Consider the following 18,100-nt stretch of genomic DNA (forward strand, 5'->3'; position numbering starts at 1 on the left):
AGGTTGGGCCAGATGGGACCTGGCGGGCGCTGACCGATCTTGATGACACCTGTCGGGGTGCCCGGTTCGTTCCGGGGAGCAGTCGGGTGGTTGTCGAGCACGACACCGGCGGGGACGAGCGCGGTCAGCTCTCGCTGATCGATCTCGACGAGCCCGGTCTGCCCACACTGACCCCGCTGGTCCACGACGCCGAGTACATCCACCACCTGGTCGCAGCTCGGTCCGGCAGTGTTCTCTACACGACGAACCGCCGCAACGGCACCGACTTCGACCTGGTCACCCACGACCTGGCCACCGGCCGCGAGACCGTTCTGTACGACGGCGGCGGCTGGGTGATGGGCGTCGACCCGTCGCCGGACGACAAGTGGGTCGTGCTCTCGAAGGCCAGCACCCCCGCGAACTCCATGCAACTGCTCCTGCTCGACACCTCAAGCAAGAGCGTCACCGAACTCACCGCGGAAGACGCGCACAACGACCAAGGCCCAGTCGCCTGGCTGCCCGACTCGTCCGCGTTCCTGGTGTCCAGCAACGCCGACCGCGACCGAATGGCAATCCGCCGGTACGACGTCAGCGCAGCGACGTGGACCGAACTGCTGGCCGACGACGCCCGCGATCTCGCCGGCTGGCCGTCCCCGGACGGCGAACACCTGTTGGTCGGCGTACTGGAGGACGGCGAGGTCGCGCTGGCGCTGCACCGGTTGGAGGACGGGTCGGCGATCGCTCCGCTCGACCTGCCCGCCGGTGGTTGCGCCGGCTTGCTGTACGCCACCCCGGATCCGATCTGGTCGCCGGACGGCTCGTTCGCGGCGATCACCTACAACTCCCCGGTCACCCCGCCGACCGTGTACCGGTTCGTGCCGGGCGGCGAACTGACGGCGATCCGTCCGGTCGAGGTTCCGGCCGAGCTGCAGCACCCGGAGAGCCTGCGCGTTCCGTCGTTCGACGGCGAACAGGTGCCGGTGTTCGTGTTCCGGCCGACCGGTCCGAGCCTGGGGACCACGGTGGTCCACGTGCACGGCGGTCCGGAAGGCGCCGCGATGCGGATCTGGAGCCCGATCATCTCGGCGCTGGCCGGTGAGGGCCACACAGTCGTCGTACCGAACGTCCGCGGCTCGGCCGGCTATGGCAAGCGCTGGTACTCGCTGGACGACCGCGAGTTGCGGCTGGACTCGGTGAAGGACCTGGCCGCGATCAACGCGTGGCTGCCGACGATCGACGGCGACCCGCAGCGGGCCGCGCTCTGGGGCGGCTCGTACGGCGGGTACATGGTGCTGGCCGGTGTCGCGTTCCAGCCGGACCTGTGGGCGGCCGGTGTGGACATCGTCGGAATCGCTTCGCTGGTGACGTTCCTGGAGAACACGTCGGACTACCGGCGGTCGATGCGGGAGCGCGAGTACGGGTACCTTGCAACGGACCGGGAGTTTCTTCAGGAGGCGAGCCCGCTCAGCCGCGTCGACGACATCCGGGCGCCGCTGTTCGTCATCCACGGCGCCAACGACCCACGGGTGCCGTTGTCGGAGGCAGAACAGATCACGGACGCCCTGACGACGCGAGGCGTACCGTGCCAGCTGCTCGTGTACCCGGACGAGGGACACGGTCTGGCCAAGCTCACGAACCGCCTGGACGCCTACCCGCAGGCGTTCAGCTTCCTGCGAGACCACCTGGGGTGAGCACACCCGCGGTCGCGTCGAGCCGTACCGGCAGGCCCAGCGGTACGGCGAGGTTCAGCGCCTCATGCCCGATCGCAGCGCCCTCCACCATCGGTACGCCGAGTGGCTCGAGCCGCTCGCGGATGACCTCACCCGGGTCCTGGGTGCCGGTGAAGTCGCCGACCACCACACCGGTGACTTCGTCGAACCACCCGGCGCGCAGCAACTGCGTCAGCAACCGATCCACCCGATAGCCCGCCTCGTCGACGTCCTCCAAGACGACGACACCCGCCGGCGGTGCGTACGTCGGCGTACCGATGCTCGAAGCCAGCATCGCCAGGTTGCCACCCCGCAGTACGCCCTCAGCGACACCACCGACCACGGTGCGCGCTCCGGTCGGTGCAAGCAGGTCAGTCACCGTGGATGGCTCGAAGAGCAAGGCTCGTAGCCGTTCACGTCCGTCAGCCGTGTCCAGCTGCTCTACGGCAGCAGCCATCGGCCCGTGGAGAGTCACCAGACCACGCGCGTTCAGCGGCTCGTGCAGCGCGGTGATGTCACTGAACCCGACGAACCACTTCGGTACGGCGACCAGCTCGTCGACGTCGACGTACTCGAGCATCCGCTGCACGCCGTACCCACCACGGGCGCAGAACACCGCGGCGTACTGCGGATCCAGCCAGGCGTTCCGCAGGTCCTCGGCACGTGCCCTGTCCTCGGCCGCCAGGTACTTGAAGCGCTCGTGCCCGGCGAGTACCGACGGCATGACGTCCGCCTCAAGCCCCCAGGACTTGAGGTGGACCACTCCAGCGTCCAGCCGCAAGGGGTCAACTCGCCCCGACGGTGCCACCACAGCAACTCGGTCCCCGCTCCGCAGCCGCTGCGGCACCACCACGTCAGTCACCTCGCCGACGCTACCAACCGACCTGCAGCGTCGTGCTCTTGGAGACGCCGTTCACCGTCACGCCGAGCTGGGCCGTGCCGGGGCGTAGTGCGGTCAGTACGCCGGTGGACGGGTCGAAGGAGGCGACTGCCCAGAACGGGGCGGTCTTCGCGGGGCCGATGTGCAGCGTGGACGAGCCCCACCAGTCAGCCGAGACCGGGAACGCCACCGGGATCCGCCGGCTCTCCTGTGCGACGGTCGCGGCCGCCGTACCGGTCTGGCCGCGGCGCAGGGAAGCCGGCGCGGCCAGTTCGAGGGAGTCGACGTGCGGCCGCAGCTCCACCTGGAACCACGGCTGCGCGGACGGGCGCGCCGCGATGCCCACAAGCACCCAGCCGGTGAAACCACCCGCGTCCGGTGCGGCAGCGGGGCTCTTACCGGAGTTCCCGGTCAGCGGGAGCAGTACACCGTCGGTACGAGTCGCCGCGAACGTGCCCGCGTGCGCCGCCATGTAGGCCGCACCCTTGCCGGTCGAGGCGCGGAAGTCGGCCAGCCACTTCACGATCATCGCGGCTTCCTTGCGGTCGCCGAGCTGCGAGTTCTGCGTCGGCGACGGGTCGTCGATCGGGTGGTGCGCCATCACGACCACGTTCTTGATCGACCGGTCGGCCGCCGCGGAGTCGAGCTGCTTGCGCAGGTCGAGGATCTGGTCGAACCCTCCGGCGCGGAGCGAACCGAGCGACGAGTCCCGCAGAACGAACCGGGTGCCCTTGTGGTCGAACGTGCTGGTCGCGTTGCCGAAGACCTTCTTCCACTCGGACAGGTCGCCCGGGCCGTAGGTCTCGTGGTTGCCCGGCACATAGTGCACCGGCACCTTGCCGGCCACCTCCTCGTCGATGATCTGCTTGGCCAGCGCGATGTCCGGACCGAACGCGCGGTCCACGAAGTCGCCGTTGATCACCAGGAAGTCGGGCTTCTGCGCGAGGACCTCGCGGATCGTCCGGCGGGCCTGCTTCACGTAGTCCGAGTTCGGGTCGTCGGCGGTGAACTGCGCGTCGGACATCACCGCGAACCGCCAGCGCCCGCTCGTCGCCACGGTTCCGTCGGTGACGACCATCGGGTCGATCACCTTGGCCGGCGGCTGGAGCGTCACCGGCGGCGCGCTCCGAACGGTCAGGTCGTCGACGACGATCCGGCCGGAGTACTGCCGGGTCGGCGAGGTCTCCACGACGTAGATCCGCCAGAACCGCAGCGGCATCGTCAGCCCCGGCGGGATGTCCGCCTCGACGTACTTCCACCCGGTCCAGTCCACCGTCGGAGCCAGGTTGAGCGTCTGCGCCGAACCGCCTGCCGCGTCATACGCATTGGCGCGCAACCACGCGCCCTTGCCGTCGCCGTACACCCAGGCGCCAAGCTTCTGGGGCTGTCCCGGCAGGGTCTGCTGCGGGGTCTGCGAGAGGTACGCCGCTCGCGTGGCGGTGCTGCCCGTCAACGAGTAGTCGAGCGCGATCGCCTGCCCGCCGTCATGCCCTTCCGCGGCCGACCGCGTCGCCGTCGCGGCACCGGCCGGTACGGCGTTCGCTGCCCACTTGGTGACATCGTCGAGCTCGTCGACCACCGTGCTGGCCAGACCGGAGGTGACGCTGAGCTGCGTGCTCAGCCCACCGACCGTCGCCGTCACCACTGCCGACACCGCGTCGTTGCTCAAGGCGTTGACTTCGAACCCATTGCGTACAGCAACGATCTTCACGAGCGCGGGGTCGTAACTGAGCTTGACGTCGCGCGGTTCGATCCAGGTGGAGAACCCGTCGGCGTCGTACCCGTCGACCTCGAAGAAGCCCTTGGCGGCGGAGTCGGCGAGCGACACCTGCCGGGTCGAGGGCGCCAGGCGGGTCGGCGTACCGAGCACTGTCATCGGGAACCTTCCGTTCGCCGCGCCACGGGTCGCGGTGACGATCGCGTCGCCGGCGCGCCGGCCGGTGACCACGCCGTGCTGGTCGACGCGGACGTTGCTGCCGGCGTACCAGAACGGCGTACCGGTCGCGGGTGCGTACGTCTCGTCGTGACCGGTGGCGCTGAGGACTCGGCTGAGTCCGGTGAGGACGCGGGAGCTGCGGGAGAGGTCGGCGTCCTGGTCGGCTTCGGAGGTGCCGACAGACTCGACGCGGAAGCCCTTCAAACGGCCCGAGCCCTTCACCGGGACGAGGCCGAGGCCGTTCGGGACCAGCCGCTCGCCGCCGTCGGACGGGTCGTTCACGACCTCCGGCGCGGCCTTCCCCGGGGTGCGGGCGAGCATCGTCGAGGAACCACCGCCGTCCAGGTTGAGCGCGTCGTCAGCACCGAGGCTGATCATCAGCTGGCCCATTTCCTTCAGCGACAGACCGCGCGAGCCGGTGGCCCGGCCGTCGACGGTCAGCAGGATCATCCGGCTGCCGTCGGCGTCGAACCCGATCGCCGTGCGCGGCGCGAGGTCGGCGTCCGGCACGGCGTCCGGGACCTTGCCGTCCTTCGCGAGCTGGTAGTTGCCGCTCACCGCGGCCGCGACCTCGCCCGCGTCCGGGCGCAGGCCGTACTCGACGGCGACCTTGTCGCCCACCGCGAACGCGGCGAGCGCGTCGGCGCCCGCCTCGCGGCCGATCAGCGCCTGCTCGTTCGCAGCCAACGCAGTGGTGGCCGGAGTGGTGGCGGTGGAGACGACGACACCGTCGCGAAGGATCACCTCGCGCACGGTCGGCAGGCCGTCCACGGTCCGGGTCCGGGCCGCATCGCCCCACTCCGGGGTGTAGAGGCCGATACCGCCGGTGTTGACGGTCGGCGAGTTGAGGTTGGTCAGCTCGAGCTTCGTGGCGCCGTCGACAGCCGTCCCCTGCAGGAACAGCTGAGCGATCTTGCCGAGGCCGTCCTTGCCGATCACCGCGGTGTCGTTGTGCCCGGCAGCGGGCGCGTTGAGCAGCTTGCCGGATTCCACCCCGACGCCGAGCGGCGCGGTCGTGTCGTTGATGTCGAAGAAGTCGCCGTTGACACCAGCGATCGCACCCTTGCCGGCCAGCTGCTGACTGAGCGGCCGGCCACCGGACACCTTGCCGGTGTTGACCAGGTCGACGGTCACGCCGCGCTTGTCCAGGTCGGTGTCGAGGATGTCGCCGCGCTGCCAGCCCTTCGCGTCCAGGCGCTCGAACGACGTGTAGTTCACGCCCGGCGCCACCGGGCTGTCGTCGCGCGACGTCAGTACGCCGGTCTCGGCGATCGCGGCGTCCGGGATGCCCGTTGTCGCGGTGGTCCGCGCTACGGCTGGGCTGACCAGCACGCCGGCCAACAGGCCACCCACGCCGATCGCTGTGGTCAAGGGACGGATGAGCGACACAGGAACCTCCCCACGGTGGACGGACTCGGTCATCCGACGCCGCGCGCGCTACCGCCTCATGAGCCGCAGGTGTACGTCGATCAACCGACCGGTGACAAAGTAACGCCTGCGGTCACAGTGTGGAAGGTTTTCTTCTCAGTTCGTGGCGACCGGGCGGCCGGAGGTCTGCCAGGCGTGCATGCCGCCGTCGAGGTTGATCGCCTCGCGGCCGAGCTGGTTCAGGAACTGGGTGGCCATACCGGACCGGCCGCCGACCGCGCACACGCAGAGCACCTTCTGGTCCAGCGGCACCTCGCCGACCCGCTCCTGCAGCTCGCCGAGCGGGATGTGCGTGGCGCCCTCGATGTGCCCGCGGTCCCACTCGTCCGGCTCCCGCACATCGAGCACGAACGCCTCCGTCAGCAGGTCGTCGTCGAGCTCAGCCACCACGACCGAAGGAATCTCCTGGTTCCGGAACATGCCCCCAGCATGTCAGACCGGAGGGTAGGCGGCTGCCCGGAGTCCGGATAACGCGTTGACACCGGACGGCGGATTTCGGACCGTGGCTCGAAGGAGGCTGCGGTGGCATTGATTCAGGGGATCCCAGGGGAGTTCGAGCCGCAACCCTGGGGCGAGGCGATCCTGCGGAGCCGTGAGCTTCTGCTGCTCCGGATCGCGCGCCGGCCACCGGACCACGAGGTCCGGCTGCCGGGTCTCGCCACCACGCCACGGCACGTCGTCGAGGACCACACCGGCAAGGCGCTGACCTGGCGCCGCGACGGCGACGACCTCGTCGTCCGGTTGCCGGAGATCGGCGAGCCACCGGTGGTCCGCGTGGCGCTGCAGGGCAAGCTGCGGATCGTCCCGCCGGACACCGTCACCGCGAACGCGGACGGCGTCTGGGACCTGACTCCGACCGGTACGCCGGCCCACCTGGTCGCACGTCGCGCGACCGATGTCGCCGTACGGTTCATCGGCCTGGTCGATCCCGACAGCCGGCACCAGATCCGGCTGGCCGGTCGCAGGTACGGCGTGACCGGTCACGAGCTGACCCGGACCACGATCGGCCCGTTCCCGATGCCCGAGCTCCGCGTCCTGCCGCTGACGGTGCCTACTGGCGTACGGCGGGTGCTCGTCGCACCGGTCGGCACCGTGCTGGCGTCGATTCATCCCGGGCGCGACGAGATCACCGTGGTCGTGACGAACTTCAGCCGGACGCCGGCGCGCGGTGAGGTGGAACTCCCCTTGCCGGCGGGCTGGTCCGCGAGCGAGCAGGTCTGGACGTTCGACGGTCTCGATCCGGGCCGGTCGGTCGGCTGGGCGACGCGGATCGCGGGACCGGCCGGTGCGCACGAGCTGCGAGTGCGTCTGGAGGCGGGCCGTCGATCGGCGTCATCGCCGTACGTCGTCCACCTGTGATCTAGGCAGCCGCGGCCTTCTCCTTGACCTCGGCCTCCACGCGCTTGCCGAGGTTGATGAAGAAGAAGATCAGGCCGAGGGTGATCGTGATGTGCCCCAGACCGGACAGACCATCCAATGCAGGACCGGCCTCGTGACCCAGCACGGTCATCGTGCCGCGGACGATCATCAGGCCGACGGTGAGGGCGAGACCGGCGTTGTAGACCCAGAAGAACGCGGTGAACAGCTTCCCCTCACTCAAGGTGAACAGCTTCTCCAGCGCGAGCGCGATCAGGAAGAACAACATGCCCAGCGCGAGGATGTGGGTGTGGACGACGCTGAGCTGGGTGTCGCCGGTGAAGTCGTTCGCCTTGGTGAGCTCGCGGTAGTACAGCCCGCTGATCAGCCCCAGGATCATGTACACGTCTGCTGCCACGAAGAGTTTCCGCATGGGCGGGAACCTACTACTTGAGCAGCTTCGACAGCCTCCGGTCGGCCAGCGGTTTGCCGCCGGTCTGGCAGGTCGCGCAGTACTGCAGGGAGGAGTCGGCGAAGCTCACCTCGCGGACGATGTCGCCGCAGACCGGGCACTTCTCACCCTTGCGGCCGTGCACGCGCAGACCGGACTTCTTCTCCGACTTCAGGTCCTGCACGGCGAGGCCCGCGGAGCGGTCGACCGCGTCCTTGAGGGTGTCGCGCATCGCGGCGTACAGCGTCTCGAGCTCCTCGTCGGACAGGTTCGACGCCGGTTTGAACGGGCTCATCTTCGCGACGTGCAGGATCTCGTCGGAGTACGCGTTGCCGATACCGGCGATCACGGACTGGCTCCGCAGGACGCCCTTCAGCTGGACCCGGCCCTGGCGTTTCAGGATCTCGCCGAAGTCCTCGAGCGACAGCGTGAACGGGTCCGGCCCGAGCCGTGCGACCCCGGGGACCTCGTTGACATCGCGCACGACGTACACCGCGAGCTTCTTCTGCGTGCCGGCCTCGGTCAGGTCGAACCCGCCGCCGTCGTCCAGCACGGTGCGGAGCGCGATCGGCCCCTTCCCCGGGCGCACGAGGCCGGTGTTCTGCTCCTCTTTCCAGCGCAGCCAGCCGGCCCGCGCCAGATGGATCACCAGGTGCACGCCCTGCGCGGAGATGTCCAGGAACTTCCCGTGCCGCTGCACGTCGTCGATCAGCAACCCGACCATCGCCGAGATCGGCGGATCGTAGGTCTTCAGCGCACTGATGGCCGTGATGTCGGCCCGCACAAAGGCGTGACCGACCGCGCGCTCCCGCAGGAACACGGCCAGCGACTCCACCTCCGGCAACTCCGGCATGGTCCTAGTGTGCCTGACGCCAGGGACAGTTCCGGAGGATCACCTATGGAGGAGGGTTGTGACGGCCGGTAGTTTCGGTGACAACAGACGAGGGAGGCCCTGATGGGGTTCGTGAAGACAATGCTCAAGGGCGCTGTGGTCGCCAAGCTGGTGCAGGTTGCCCAGCGCGAGCTGAGCAAGCCGGAGAACCAGCAGAAGATCAAGCAGGCCGTTCAGAAGGTGCAGCAGCGCAGGGCTCACTGAGCGGGCTTGTGCGCCTGCAGGGTGTAGGTGGCGGCCAGATGGTGCGGGTTGTCCGTCAGGCGCCACTCACCTTCCGCGTCCTCGGTCATGAGGCCGGGGAGGGCGTTCCACGGTGCGCTGTCGTGGTCGGTCAGTGAGTCGAACACCAGACCGGCCTGCTGTACGGCGGTGATGGTCTCGCCGAGGCCGTGGTTCCACTCGTGCGTGAGCGTGGTGGAGAACTCGACCTCCGTCTCGACGTAGGTCCCGCCCTCGTCCCACACGATCGGCGCCGCGGTCTCGAAGTACGGGAACCGCACCTCGGGGACCTCCGGTCCGGCGTCCAGCGCCCACAGCATCGGATGGCCCTCGCGGACGAACAGTCGCCCGCCCGGCTTCAGCAACCCGGCGACGACCTGCGCCCACCTGCCGATGTCCGGCAGCCAGCACAGCGCCCCGATCCCGGTGTAGACGAAGTCGTACGCCGACGCGCCCAGCACCCGCACCGCGTCGTACGCATCAGCCACGTGGAAGTCGACCGACAACCCGAGCCGTGCTGCAAGCGACCGAGCCTGCTCGATGGCCGGCTCCGAGAAGTCCAGCGCGGTCATCTGTGCTCCGAGCCGCGCCAGCGACACGGTGTCGGTCCCGATGTGGCACTGCAGGTGGACGCCGCGCAGCCCAGTGACATCACCGAGCCGCGGGCGGTCGAACCGGACCACCTCACTGAGGTACGACGGGTCGGACAGGAAGTCGTCGACGTGGTAGCTGGGTGACGCCACATGCGCCGGGACCCGCTCGTCCCAGTTGGCCCGGTTCACCTCGCGGTAGTCGCTCACACGGTCGAGGGTAGAGGTAGCTCCACCCTCGAGGAGGATTCAGCGCGACTGTGCACTCAGGGTTGCCCTGATGTGCTGGAGTGCATGAGCCAGGTACTCGATCGAACGCGTATTCAGGACATCGACGCGCTGCGTGGTTTCGCCCTGCTGGGCATCTTGGTCGTGAACATCACCTTCGCCGCCTCCGGCTTCCCGATCCATTTGGCCCAGAACCCGGCGTACGACTCCTGGCTCGACCATTCGGTGCACTGGGTGTCGTCGGCGTTCGTGGACATGAAGTTCTACCTGCTGTTCTCGTTCCTGTTCGGGTACAGCTTCCAGCTGCAGATGGAGGCGGCGCAGCGGGCCGGTGCGGCGTTCAGACCGCGGATGCTGCGGCGGCTCGGGGGCCTGTTCGTACTCGGCGCCCTGCACGGCGTCTTCCTGATCACGGGCGACATCCTGAGCGTCTACGCGATCATCGGCCTCGTCCTGCTCTCCATGCGGCGAGTGAAGGACCGTACGGCGCTCCTGGTCGCGGGAGGCATCTACGTGTACCTGTTCATCACCCTGGCGGTCGCTGCGCTGTTCGTCGACAGCACTCAGTTCATGGACCCCACCACGGCAGTAGCAGCCGCACAGGAGACGACTGCGAACTTGGCAGGGTCGTTCAGCGACGTCATCGGCGAGCACGTCCGGGCGCTCCCGACGTACGGCCTGTCGCTGCTGACAGTGCAGGGCCCGACCACACTGGCCGCGTTCCTGATCGGCATGGTCGCCGGTCGACGACGGCTGCTGCAGAACACTCACGATGCCGATGCGTTGCTGCGGCTCATCCAGCTGGTCGGCTTCGCGATCGGTATCACCGGCGGGCTGGTCTACGCCGCCGGCGGTAACGGCGACACCAGGGCAGTGCTGATGAGTGTGATGACAGCACCGTTCCTGACGGCGGCGTACGTCGCTTCGCTGCTGCGGATCATGCACTCAGACCGCGGAGAGGACATCCGCCGACTCCTCGCACCGGCCGGACGGATGGCGCTGTCGAACTACCTGGGGCAGTCAGTGGCGACCATGCTGATCTTCACTGGCGTCGGCTTCGGACTGGCGGGTCAGGTGTCTCCGCTGGAGACGGTGGGCTTCGCAGTCGGCATCTTCACGCTGCAGTTGCTCCTGAGCCACCTGTGGCTGAACAGCTACCGCTACGGCCCGGTCGAGGGCGCGCTGCGGGCGGTCACCAATGGGACCGCCCCCAGCTGGCGCAAACTCACTCAGGCCGCGTGACGGCCGTGGTGCAGGCGGGCCGTGCGGATGGTGTGCACGGTTCCGGTGGTTGAAGCGGGCTTGTGGTTGAAGGGCTTGGCCGCCGCGCCGAGGGCGAGCAGGTCGAGCTTGGTCCGGGCCACGTCACGATCGTCGGTGATCCAGGTGCCCCGCGGTCCGGTCGCCGGACCGGTCGAGTTGCGCCTGTTGCTGATCTCCAGAGCCGCGATCACGGCCAGCACGATGACTACGAGAACGATGTATCCGGTCATGGCAGTAATGATTCTATCTATCAGATCCTGCCACCAGTGGCACTATTGACATAGTCCGACAAATTACTGCCATACTGGCCAGATGCTGCAGAAGATCGCCGTCGTCCTGATGGAGGACGTCGCCCTGTTTGAGTTCGGCGTCCTGGCCGAGGTCTTCGGAATCGACCGCACCGACGACGGCGTGCCGCCTTTCGACTTCAAGGTGTGCTCGACCACGCCGGGAGTGCCGATGGAGACGAGCAGCCACTCCCAGGTAGTCGCGCCGTACGGGCTGGAGGAGCTCGAGGACGCCGACCTGATCGGCATCCCGGCCACCACCTGGCGGCACGCGTACGACGACCGGATCCTGGACGCACTGCGGCGGGCCGAGGCGCGTGGCGCGATCCTGCTCACGGTCTGCTCGGGCGCGTTCGTGCTCGGCGCCGCCGGCCTGCTCGAGGACCGCGCCTGCACCACGCACTGGCGCTACATCGACAAGTTCCACGACCAGTTCCCGGCGGCGAAGCTCGACCCGGACGTGCTGTTCGTCGACGACGGCAACATCATCACCAGCGCCGGCACCGCAGCCGGGATCGACGCCGCCCTGCATCTGGTGCGCCGCGAGCTCGGCAGCGCGGTCGCGACCCGGATCGCCCGCCGGATGGTGGTCCCGCCGCAGCGCGACGGCGGCCAGCGGCAGTACGTCGACGTACCGGTCCCGGAGTCGTCCGGGGAGAGCCTGCAGCCGGTCCTCGACTGGATGGTCGACAATCTGACCGTCGACCACACCGTGCCCGCACTGGCCCGGCGCGCGCAGATGTCCGAGCGCACGTTCGCCCGTCGCTTCGTCGCCGAGACCGGTACGACGCCGCTCAAATGGGTCACCACCCAGCGCGTCCTGCGCGCCCGCACGCTGCTCGAACAGACCCGGATGGGGATCGAGCAGATCGCCGCCGAATCAGGATTCGGGACGGCCGCGCTGCTGCGGCACCACTTCCGTAGGGTGGTGGGCGTGCCACCACAGGACTACCGCCGCACGTTCCGGACCGCCGGCTGATGGTTGCCTACCGCAACGCTGCCGAAGCCGATATCGACGCAGTACTGAGGTTCTGGGCGACTGCCGCCGAGGACTCGCACCGACCACCGGACTCGGCCGACGCCGTCCGCCGGCTGATCGGCCGTGATCCGGAGGCGCTGATCCTCGCCGTCGACGGCGACACGGTCGTCGGCTCGATCATCGTCGGCTGGGACGGTTGGCGCTGCCACCTGTACCGCCTCGCGGTCGCACCGACCCATCGCCGCCAGGGCATCGGCCGCGAACTCGTCACCCGCGCCGAGGCCCGCTTCACGACGTACGGCGGAACCCGCGCCGACGCGATGGTGCTCGACGAGAACGCTCCCGCGCACCGCGTCTGGTCCACGGCCGGCTACGCGCCGCAGCCCGAGTGGTCCCGGTGGGTCAAGCCACTCTGATGTGAGGAAGGCGTCACCCAGCGGATTTGCATCGCCACCCCACGGTCTGGCTAAGGTCACGAGGGGGTAACAGCGATGTAGATGGAGTGGTTGTGACGAAGCCGGACCGCCGGCTGAGCTGGGACGTGGTGCGTGTCCTGGCGGTACTGGCAGTGATTTTCACGCACACGACGTACATAGGCCCGTTCCTGCACCCTGAGCTGGGCGCACCGCTCGGGCCGTACCCGTTCCAGGTCGGCGCCAGCGTCCTGCTGGTGATCAGCGCGTACTTCGTCTGCGTGACGGTCCGGAAGGGCTCGACGTACCGCTGGTTGTGGCGACGGGTGTGCCGCGTGCTCCCACCGTACCTGATCGCCGTCGTGTTCACGTACCTGGTCGTGGTGCTCTTCGCGCCTGGCAACTGGATCCTGCCGACGCAGCGCGACCTGTGGGCCAACCTCACGCTGGCCGCCTCGTTCGACCCGGGCGTCCAGCTCATCGACGGCTCGTACTGGACGCTGCCGCTCCAGCTGATGGCGTTCGGCGCCGCGGCACTGCTCTGGCCGCGCGGCCTCGGGCAGCGGATCACCACACTGCTCTGGATCATGATCATCGCGCCGGTCGTCCTGCAGTGGAACGACCGCATCGGCCACAGCCCGTTCTGGGTGCAGCAGGCGTGGAACGGCCTCGGACTACACCGCCTGCAGCTGTTCGCGATCGGCATCGCGATCTGGCTCTGGGCACAGCGACGCATCGGCGTGGTGCATCTGGCCGCCCTGCTCACGGCGACTGTCTTCGCACAGCACGCGCACACCGCGGACCTGCCGTCGTCGCTTGGCATCGGGGCGCTCCTCGTGATCGTCGCGCTCGCCGCGCGCGGCCCGGACTGGACGGTGCTCGCCCGGGTACGGCGGCCGATCCAGTTCCTCGCACGGATCTCGTTCGGGCTGTACCTGCTCAACCAGGTCGTCGGCTACCTGATCGCGTACCGCCTGATGGAGCTCGGCGCCGGCCGCCTGGTGCAGATCGCCGGCGCGGTGATCGGCGTCATCGGGCTCGCCTGGCTGCTGACGAAGTACGTCGAGGAGCCGGCGTACCGCGCTCTGGCGGGCCTCCGCGTCCGCGGCCTGGGCGCCCGGGCGTTCGCCTGGCTGAATACTTGACATCGGATACTCGTGAACTAATACTCGATTTCGAGTAATCGAGATCGAGGAGGGCGCATGGCGCGGCGCAAGGTGGCGAACCCGCTCGCGTTCGCGGTGCTCGGGAGTCTGAGCGAGCGGCCGATGCACCCGTACGAGATCTCGACGATGCTCCGGGCCCGCGGCAAGGACCAGAGCATCAAGGTGAACTACGGCTCGCTCTACTCGGTCGTCGCGGCGCTGGAGAAGCACGGCTTCGTCGAGGCGCTGGAGACGATCCGCGACGGCAACCGGCCGGAGCGCACCGTCTACCAGATCACCGAGTCCGGCTCGGCCGAGTTCGGCGACTGGCTCGCAGAGCTCGTCGGTACGCCGGCACGCGAGTTCCACCCGCTGGAGGCAGGTCTCGCCTACCTCCCCGGCCTGTCGCCCGACCGCGCCGTCGAGCTGCTCGAGCAGCGGCTCAAGGCGATCGACACGGAGATCGCGTCGATCACCGCGGCGCACGAGCACATGGCCTCGCTGGACTTCCCGCGGATCTTCTGGGTCGAGTCGGAGTTCCGGCTGGCGCTGCTGCAGGCGGAATCGGCGTACGTCCACCGGCTCGTGGAGGAGATCCGCACGGACACACTCAGCGGCTCCGGGTTCTGGCGGCAGGCCTGGAAGCTCTATCTGGAGGAGGGCATCAGTCCCGCCGAGCAGTTGAAGGATCCCGTCAAGTACTTCGGGCAGGAGTTCGCCTGGATGCAGGCGATCCCGCCGGAAGCGCAGTAGAAGAGGGGCCCTGACCCAGGGTGCGGCAACACCAAAGGTCAAGGCCCTGTTCCTCGAGTCGGTCCGAAGACCTGGCACCCAAGGGCACACCATCAGGATAGCCAGCTCGGACCGGCTCCCAATCCCGTAGGGAGTCATGTGATGGCTACGCATGCCGTCGAAGCGGTCGACCTGGTCAAGACGTACCCGGCCGGCCGCAAGAACCCACCGCTCCGCGCACTCGACGGCCTGACCGTCAGCGTCGGAGAGGGCGTCGTACTCGGCCTGCTCGGGCCGAACGGCGCCGGCAAGTCCACCACCGTCAAGATCCTCACCACCCTGTCCCGCGCCGACTCCGGCAGCGCCCTGGTCGCCGGGTACGACGTCAATCGCGCGCCGGATCAGGTACGGCGCTCGATCGGGTACGTACCGCAGAAGTCCAGCTCGGACCCGATGGCGACCGGGATCGAGAACCTGGTGCTGAGCGGGCGCATCTTCGGTCTGTCCCGCCAGGAGTCCGTGCAACGGGCTCGTGAGCTGCTGGATCGTTTCGGGCTGGCCGAGCACGGTGGTCGCCCGGTGAAGACGTACTCGGGCGGCATGCAGCGCAAGCTGGACGTCGCGCTCGGCCTGGTCCACCGGCCGAAGGTGCTGTTCCTCGACGAGCCCACCACCGGACTCGACCCCGAGGCGCGCGCCGACCTGTGGAACGAGGTAGTCCGGCTATCGGGGCAAGAAGGTCTGACCGTGCTGTTGACCACGCACTACCTCGAAGAAGCCGATCGTCTGGCCGGGCAGCTCGCGATCGTCGACCACGGCCGGATCGTTGCCGAGGGCACACCCGAGTCCTTGAAGGCTTCGTTGCATGGCGACTCGGTGCATGTCGAACTCGTCGATCCGGACACCGACGGTACGGTCCGGGCGTTGCTCGGGCAGTTGGCCGGCATCGGCGAGATCGTTGCCGAAGGCAACACTTTGCGCGCGCGGGTCGATCGCGGCGCAACCGCCGTACCCGCTGTGCTGGGAGCCCTTGAGGACAAGGCGATTCCGGTGGTCGCAGTCACGGTGTCGCGGCCGTCGCTGGACGACGTGTACCTGCAGCACACCGGTCGCTCGTTCCGCGTGGCGGAGGAGGCGGCATGATCGCGCACACGGGTCTCGTCCTCGGACGGTGGATGCGGGCGTCGTACCGGCAGCCGGCGTTGATCGCGTTCACGTTGGTGCAGCCGGCGATCTGGTTGCTGTTGTTCGGCCAGCTGTTCCAAGGCGTCGTACGGCTCCCGGGCTTCGGCGACTCGTCGTACATCGCGTTCCTGACGCCGGGGATCGTGATGATGACGGCTCTGATGACGAGCGGATGGAGCGGTACGTCGTTCGTGCAGGACATGGAACGCGGCGTGATGGACCGGATGCTCGCGTCACCGGTCAGCCGCGGCGGGCTGATGGCGGGACAGCTGCTCAGCAACGCGACGACCACGGTGATCCAGACGATCCTGGTGTTCGCGATCGGAATCGCCGCGGGCGCGCGGTACGACGGCGGGCTCGTCGGCTACCTGGTCACGGTCGTCGCGTCGATGCTGGTCGGTACGGCGTTCGGGTCGCTCTCGAACGCGGTCGCGCTGCTCACGCGTCAGCAGGAGGCCCTGATCGGGATCTCGCAGTTCGTGTCGCTGCCGCTGACATTCATGTCGTCGATCATGATCGACCCGACGGTCGCACCGCACTGGGTGAACGTCGCCGCCCGCTTCAACCCGGTCGACTGGGCCACCATCGCCGCCCGCCAATCCCTCGCCGCCACACCGGACTGGTCATCGGTCTGGCGGCACTGCGGGTATCTGCTGGCGTTCACCCTGATCGTGGGTTGGCTTTCCACCCGTGCCTTCCGCACCTACCAGCGGTCAGTGTGAGGCGTACCAAGGCTTGATCACGTTGTCGATCAGCGCGAGTCGTTCGTCGAAGGGGATGAAGGCGGACTTCATCGCGTTGATCGCGAACCAGCGGAGGTCGGGGAGACCGTAGCCGAACGCCTCCGAGAGCAGGGCGAGCTCGCGGCTCATCGACGTACCGCTCATCAATCGGTTGTCGGTGTTGACGGTGACCCGGAAGCGGAGCTTGGCGAGCAGACCGATCGGGTGGTTCGCGATCGAGTCGGCCGCACCGGTCTGCAGGTTGGAGCTCGGGCACATCTCCAGCGGGATCCGCCGGTCCCGCACGTACGCCGCGAGCCGCCCGAGCTCCGCCTTCTCACCCGCCTCGTCGTACGTGATGTCGTCGATGATCCGTACGCCGTGACCGAGCCGATCCGCGCCGCACCACTGGATCGCCTGCCAGATCGACGGCAACCCGAACGCCTCGCCGGCGTGAATGGTGAAGTGCGCGTTCTCGCGCTGCAGGTACTCGAACGCGTCCAGGTGCCGGGTGGGCGGGAAACCCGCCTCGGCGCCGGCGATGTCGAACCCGACCACGCCGGCGTCGCGGTACGCGACCGACAACTCGGCGATCTCCATCGAGCGCGCCTTGTGCCGCATCGCAGTCAGCAACTGCCGCGCCACGATCGGCCGCTCGGCAACCGCCATCCCGTGCTCGAACCCCTCCCGCACCGCATCCACGACCTGCTCGAGCGTGAGCCCTTTGTTCAGATGCTGCTCCGGCGCGTACCGAACCTCGGCGTACACCACCCCGTCCGCCGCAAGATCCTGCACACACTCACTGGCCACCCGCTTGATCGCCTCAGCGGTCTGCATCACCGCAACCGTGTGATCGAACGTCTCCAGATACCGCTCCAACGACCCCGAATCCGCCGACTCCACAAACCAGGCCCCCAGCTCCCCCGCATCCCCCCGAGGCAACCCATGCCCAATCTCCCGAGCCAACTCCACCACCGTCTCCGGCCGCAACCCACCATCCAGATGGTCGTGCAACAACACCTTCGGCGCCGCAACCAACTGCTCAGGAGTGATCATCCAGCCATCTTCCCAGCCAGCCCACAAATCCGTCCCCATCTGCCCCGGCGTTCCACCCCAATCCCATCCACCTGCGTGTGCGGTACGGGCGCCACTATCGGCCGGGGGCGCGTCAAGCGGTGAGTTCGGCGACGCCCCGCGACAGCGAGTGGTGTCGCCAAAGCGGACCACCTAGCTTGTCGGGAAAGAAACCGTCGCGATCTGCACCTTTGTTTCCCCGCTGTCCAGGGTCCACTCCCGGACCAGGCACCAGAGCACAACCACACGCCCGCACCCACCACTCTCTCCAGCGGCACGCAAGGCTCCCCAAACCGGTTTGGGGACGATCACCTGCCGTTTTCGGGATGCGGGGCTCCCCGAACTGGTTTGGGGAGCCCCGAGCAGCCACGGGGATCGCGGGGGTACCGGCGGCTCGACAGATAGAGCACCGGCGAGACGCCGTACACGCGGGCGCGATCACGCTCAAGTGCACTACCCAGCCAGTCGACACGTCCTGTCGAGAATGCACACTCGGCCGCCGGGCCGCGCCAACCACCCACACATCAGTCACAAGAACCGGATATCTACTCGTGTATCCGCCTCCGCTCGATGGGCTCGGCATTTGTGCAACGCAGCGTTGCACCAACGCCCTGGCATCGTCTCGCGGC

The 18,100-nt window shown here is 68.3% G+C and carries 18 protein-coding genes; 10 read left to right on the top strand and 8 right to left on the bottom strand.

What is annotated here, in order from left to right:
- Positions 1-86: 86 nt before the first annotated feature.
- Complete coding sequence (locus E0H92_RS01115; protein ID WP_238153306.1) at positions 87-1,670, top strand: S9 family peptidase; 1,584 nt, start codon at positions 87-89, stop codon at positions 1,668-1,670.
- Here the strand turns inward: E0H92_RS01115 and E0H92_RS01120 are convergent.
- The 3 genes from E0H92_RS01120 to E0H92_RS01130 form a co-directional block, all read right to left on the bottom strand.
- Complete coding sequence (locus E0H92_RS01120; protein WP_131466893.1) at positions 1,642-2,550, bottom strand: S66 peptidase family protein; 909 nt, start codon at positions 2,548-2,550, stop codon at positions 1,642-1,644. The genes E0H92_RS01115 and E0H92_RS01120 overlap by 29 nt on opposite strands.
- Before the next feature lie 10 nt (positions 2,551-2,560).
- Entirely contained in the window at positions 2,561-5,893 is a 3,333-nt protein-coding gene (locus tag E0H92_RS01125; RefSeq protein ID WP_238173259.1) for a phosphodiester glycosidase family protein, read from the bottom strand.
- Between the two features lie 135 nt (positions 5,894-6,028).
- Positions 6,029-6,352 (bottom strand): rhodanese-like domain-containing protein, encoded by a 324-nt coding sequence (locus E0H92_RS01130; protein ID WP_131284789.1) that lies wholly within the window; start codon positions 6,350-6,352, stop codon positions 6,029-6,031.
- Positions 6,353-6,454: 102 nt separating this feature from the next.
- On the opposite strand from E0H92_RS01130, the gene E0H92_RS01135 reads away from it, so the two are divergent.
- Positions 6,455-7,291, top strand: coding sequence for a hypothetical protein (locus tag E0H92_RS01135; RefSeq protein WP_131466895.1), 837 nt, complete (start codon positions 6,455-6,457; stop codon positions 7,289-7,291).
- A 1-nt stretch (position 7,292) separates the two neighbouring features.
- On the opposite strand, the gene E0H92_RS01140 is transcribed toward E0H92_RS01135, so the two are convergent.
- The gene (locus tag E0H92_RS01140; protein ID WP_131495090.1) at positions 7,293-7,721 is read right to left on the bottom strand and encodes a DUF2871 domain-containing protein; all 429 of its coding nucleotides are present in this window, start codon (positions 7,719-7,721) and stop codon (positions 7,293-7,295) included.
- A gap of 13 nt (positions 7,722-7,734) precedes the next feature.
- Positions 7,735-8,592, bottom strand: coding sequence for a DNA-formamidopyrimidine glycosylase family protein (locus tag E0H92_RS01145; protein ID WP_131495091.1), 858 nt, complete (start codon positions 8,590-8,592; stop codon positions 7,735-7,737).
- Between the two features lie 102 nt (positions 8,593-8,694).
- Between E0H92_RS01145 and E0H92_RS43985 the strand changes: the two genes are divergently transcribed.
- Complete coding sequence (locus tag E0H92_RS43985) at positions 8,695-8,835, top strand: hypothetical protein (RefSeq protein ID WP_165546414.1); 141 nt, start codon at positions 8,695-8,697, stop codon at positions 8,833-8,835.
- Here E0H92_RS43985 and E0H92_RS01150 read toward each other — a convergent pair.
- Positions 8,829-9,653 carry a class I SAM-dependent methyltransferase gene (locus E0H92_RS01150; protein ID WP_131495092.1) on the bottom strand — a complete coding sequence of 275 codons (825 nt, stop codon included), beginning with the start codon at positions 9,651-9,653 and terminating at the stop codon, positions 8,829-8,831. The two genes, E0H92_RS43985 and E0H92_RS01150, sit on opposite strands and share 7 nt — an antisense overlap.
- An 84-nt stretch (positions 9,654-9,737) precedes the next feature.
- Between E0H92_RS01150 and E0H92_RS01155 the strand changes: the two genes are divergently transcribed.
- The gene (locus tag E0H92_RS01155) at positions 9,738-10,913 is read left to right on the top strand and encodes a DUF418 domain-containing protein (RefSeq protein ID WP_131495093.1); all 1,176 of its coding nucleotides are present in this window, start codon (positions 9,738-9,740) and stop codon (positions 10,911-10,913) included.
- Here the strand turns inward: E0H92_RS01155 and E0H92_RS01160 are convergent.
- Complete coding sequence (locus tag E0H92_RS01160; RefSeq protein WP_131495094.1) at positions 10,901-11,164, bottom strand: hypothetical protein; 264 nt, start codon at positions 11,162-11,164, stop codon at positions 10,901-10,903. The two genes, E0H92_RS01155 and E0H92_RS01160, sit on opposite strands and share 13 nt — an antisense overlap.
- Positions 11,165-11,246: 82 nt before the next feature.
- On the opposite strand from E0H92_RS01160, the gene E0H92_RS01165 reads away from it, so the two are divergent.
- From E0H92_RS01165 to E0H92_RS01190, 6 genes are all read left to right on the top strand, one after another.
- A complete protein-coding gene (locus tag E0H92_RS01165) occupies positions 11,247-12,200 on the top strand; it encodes a GlxA family transcriptional regulator (protein ID WP_131284776.1) in 954 nt (317 codons plus the stop codon).
- The gene (locus E0H92_RS01170) at positions 12,200-12,616 is read left to right on the top strand and encodes a GNAT family N-acetyltransferase (RefSeq protein ID WP_131495095.1); all 417 of its coding nucleotides are present in this window, start codon (positions 12,200-12,202) and stop codon (positions 12,614-12,616) included. The genes E0H92_RS01165 and E0H92_RS01170 overlap by 1 nt, the downstream gene beginning before the upstream one ends.
- Before the next feature lie 92 nt (positions 12,617-12,708).
- Entirely contained in the window at positions 12,709-13,758 is a 1,050-nt protein-coding gene (locus tag E0H92_RS01175) for an acyltransferase family protein (protein ID WP_165549660.1), read from the top strand.
- A gap of 57 nt (positions 13,759-13,815) precedes the next feature.
- Positions 13,816-14,511: a PadR family transcriptional regulator gene (locus E0H92_RS01180; RefSeq protein WP_131466903.1), complete on the top strand. Its 696-nt coding sequence runs from the start codon at positions 13,816-13,818 to the stop codon at positions 14,509-14,511.
- 141 nt (positions 14,512-14,652) lie between these two features.
- Positions 14,653-15,633: an ATP-binding cassette domain-containing protein gene (locus E0H92_RS01185; protein WP_131495097.1), complete on the top strand. Its 981-nt coding sequence runs from the start codon at positions 14,653-14,655 to the stop codon at positions 15,631-15,633.
- Positions 15,630-16,397 (top strand): ABC transporter permease, encoded by a 768-nt coding sequence (locus E0H92_RS01190; protein ID WP_131466905.1) that lies wholly within the window; start codon positions 15,630-15,632, stop codon positions 16,395-16,397. Before E0H92_RS01185 ends, E0H92_RS01190 begins: the two co-directional genes overlap by 4 nt.
- Here E0H92_RS01190 and E0H92_RS01195 read toward each other — a convergent pair.
- Entirely contained in the window at positions 16,389-17,453 is a 1,065-nt protein-coding gene (locus E0H92_RS01195; RefSeq protein ID WP_131466906.1) for an adenosine deaminase, read from the bottom strand. The two genes, E0H92_RS01190 and E0H92_RS01195, sit on opposite strands and share 9 nt — an antisense overlap.
- Between the last annotated feature and the right edge of the window lie 647 nt (positions 17,454-18,100).

The sequence above is a fragment of the Kribbella speibonae genome (genome assembly GCF_004331375.1).
Lineage (GTDB): Bacteria > Actinomycetota > Actinomycetes > Propionibacteriales > Kribbellaceae > Kribbella > Kribbella sindirgiensis.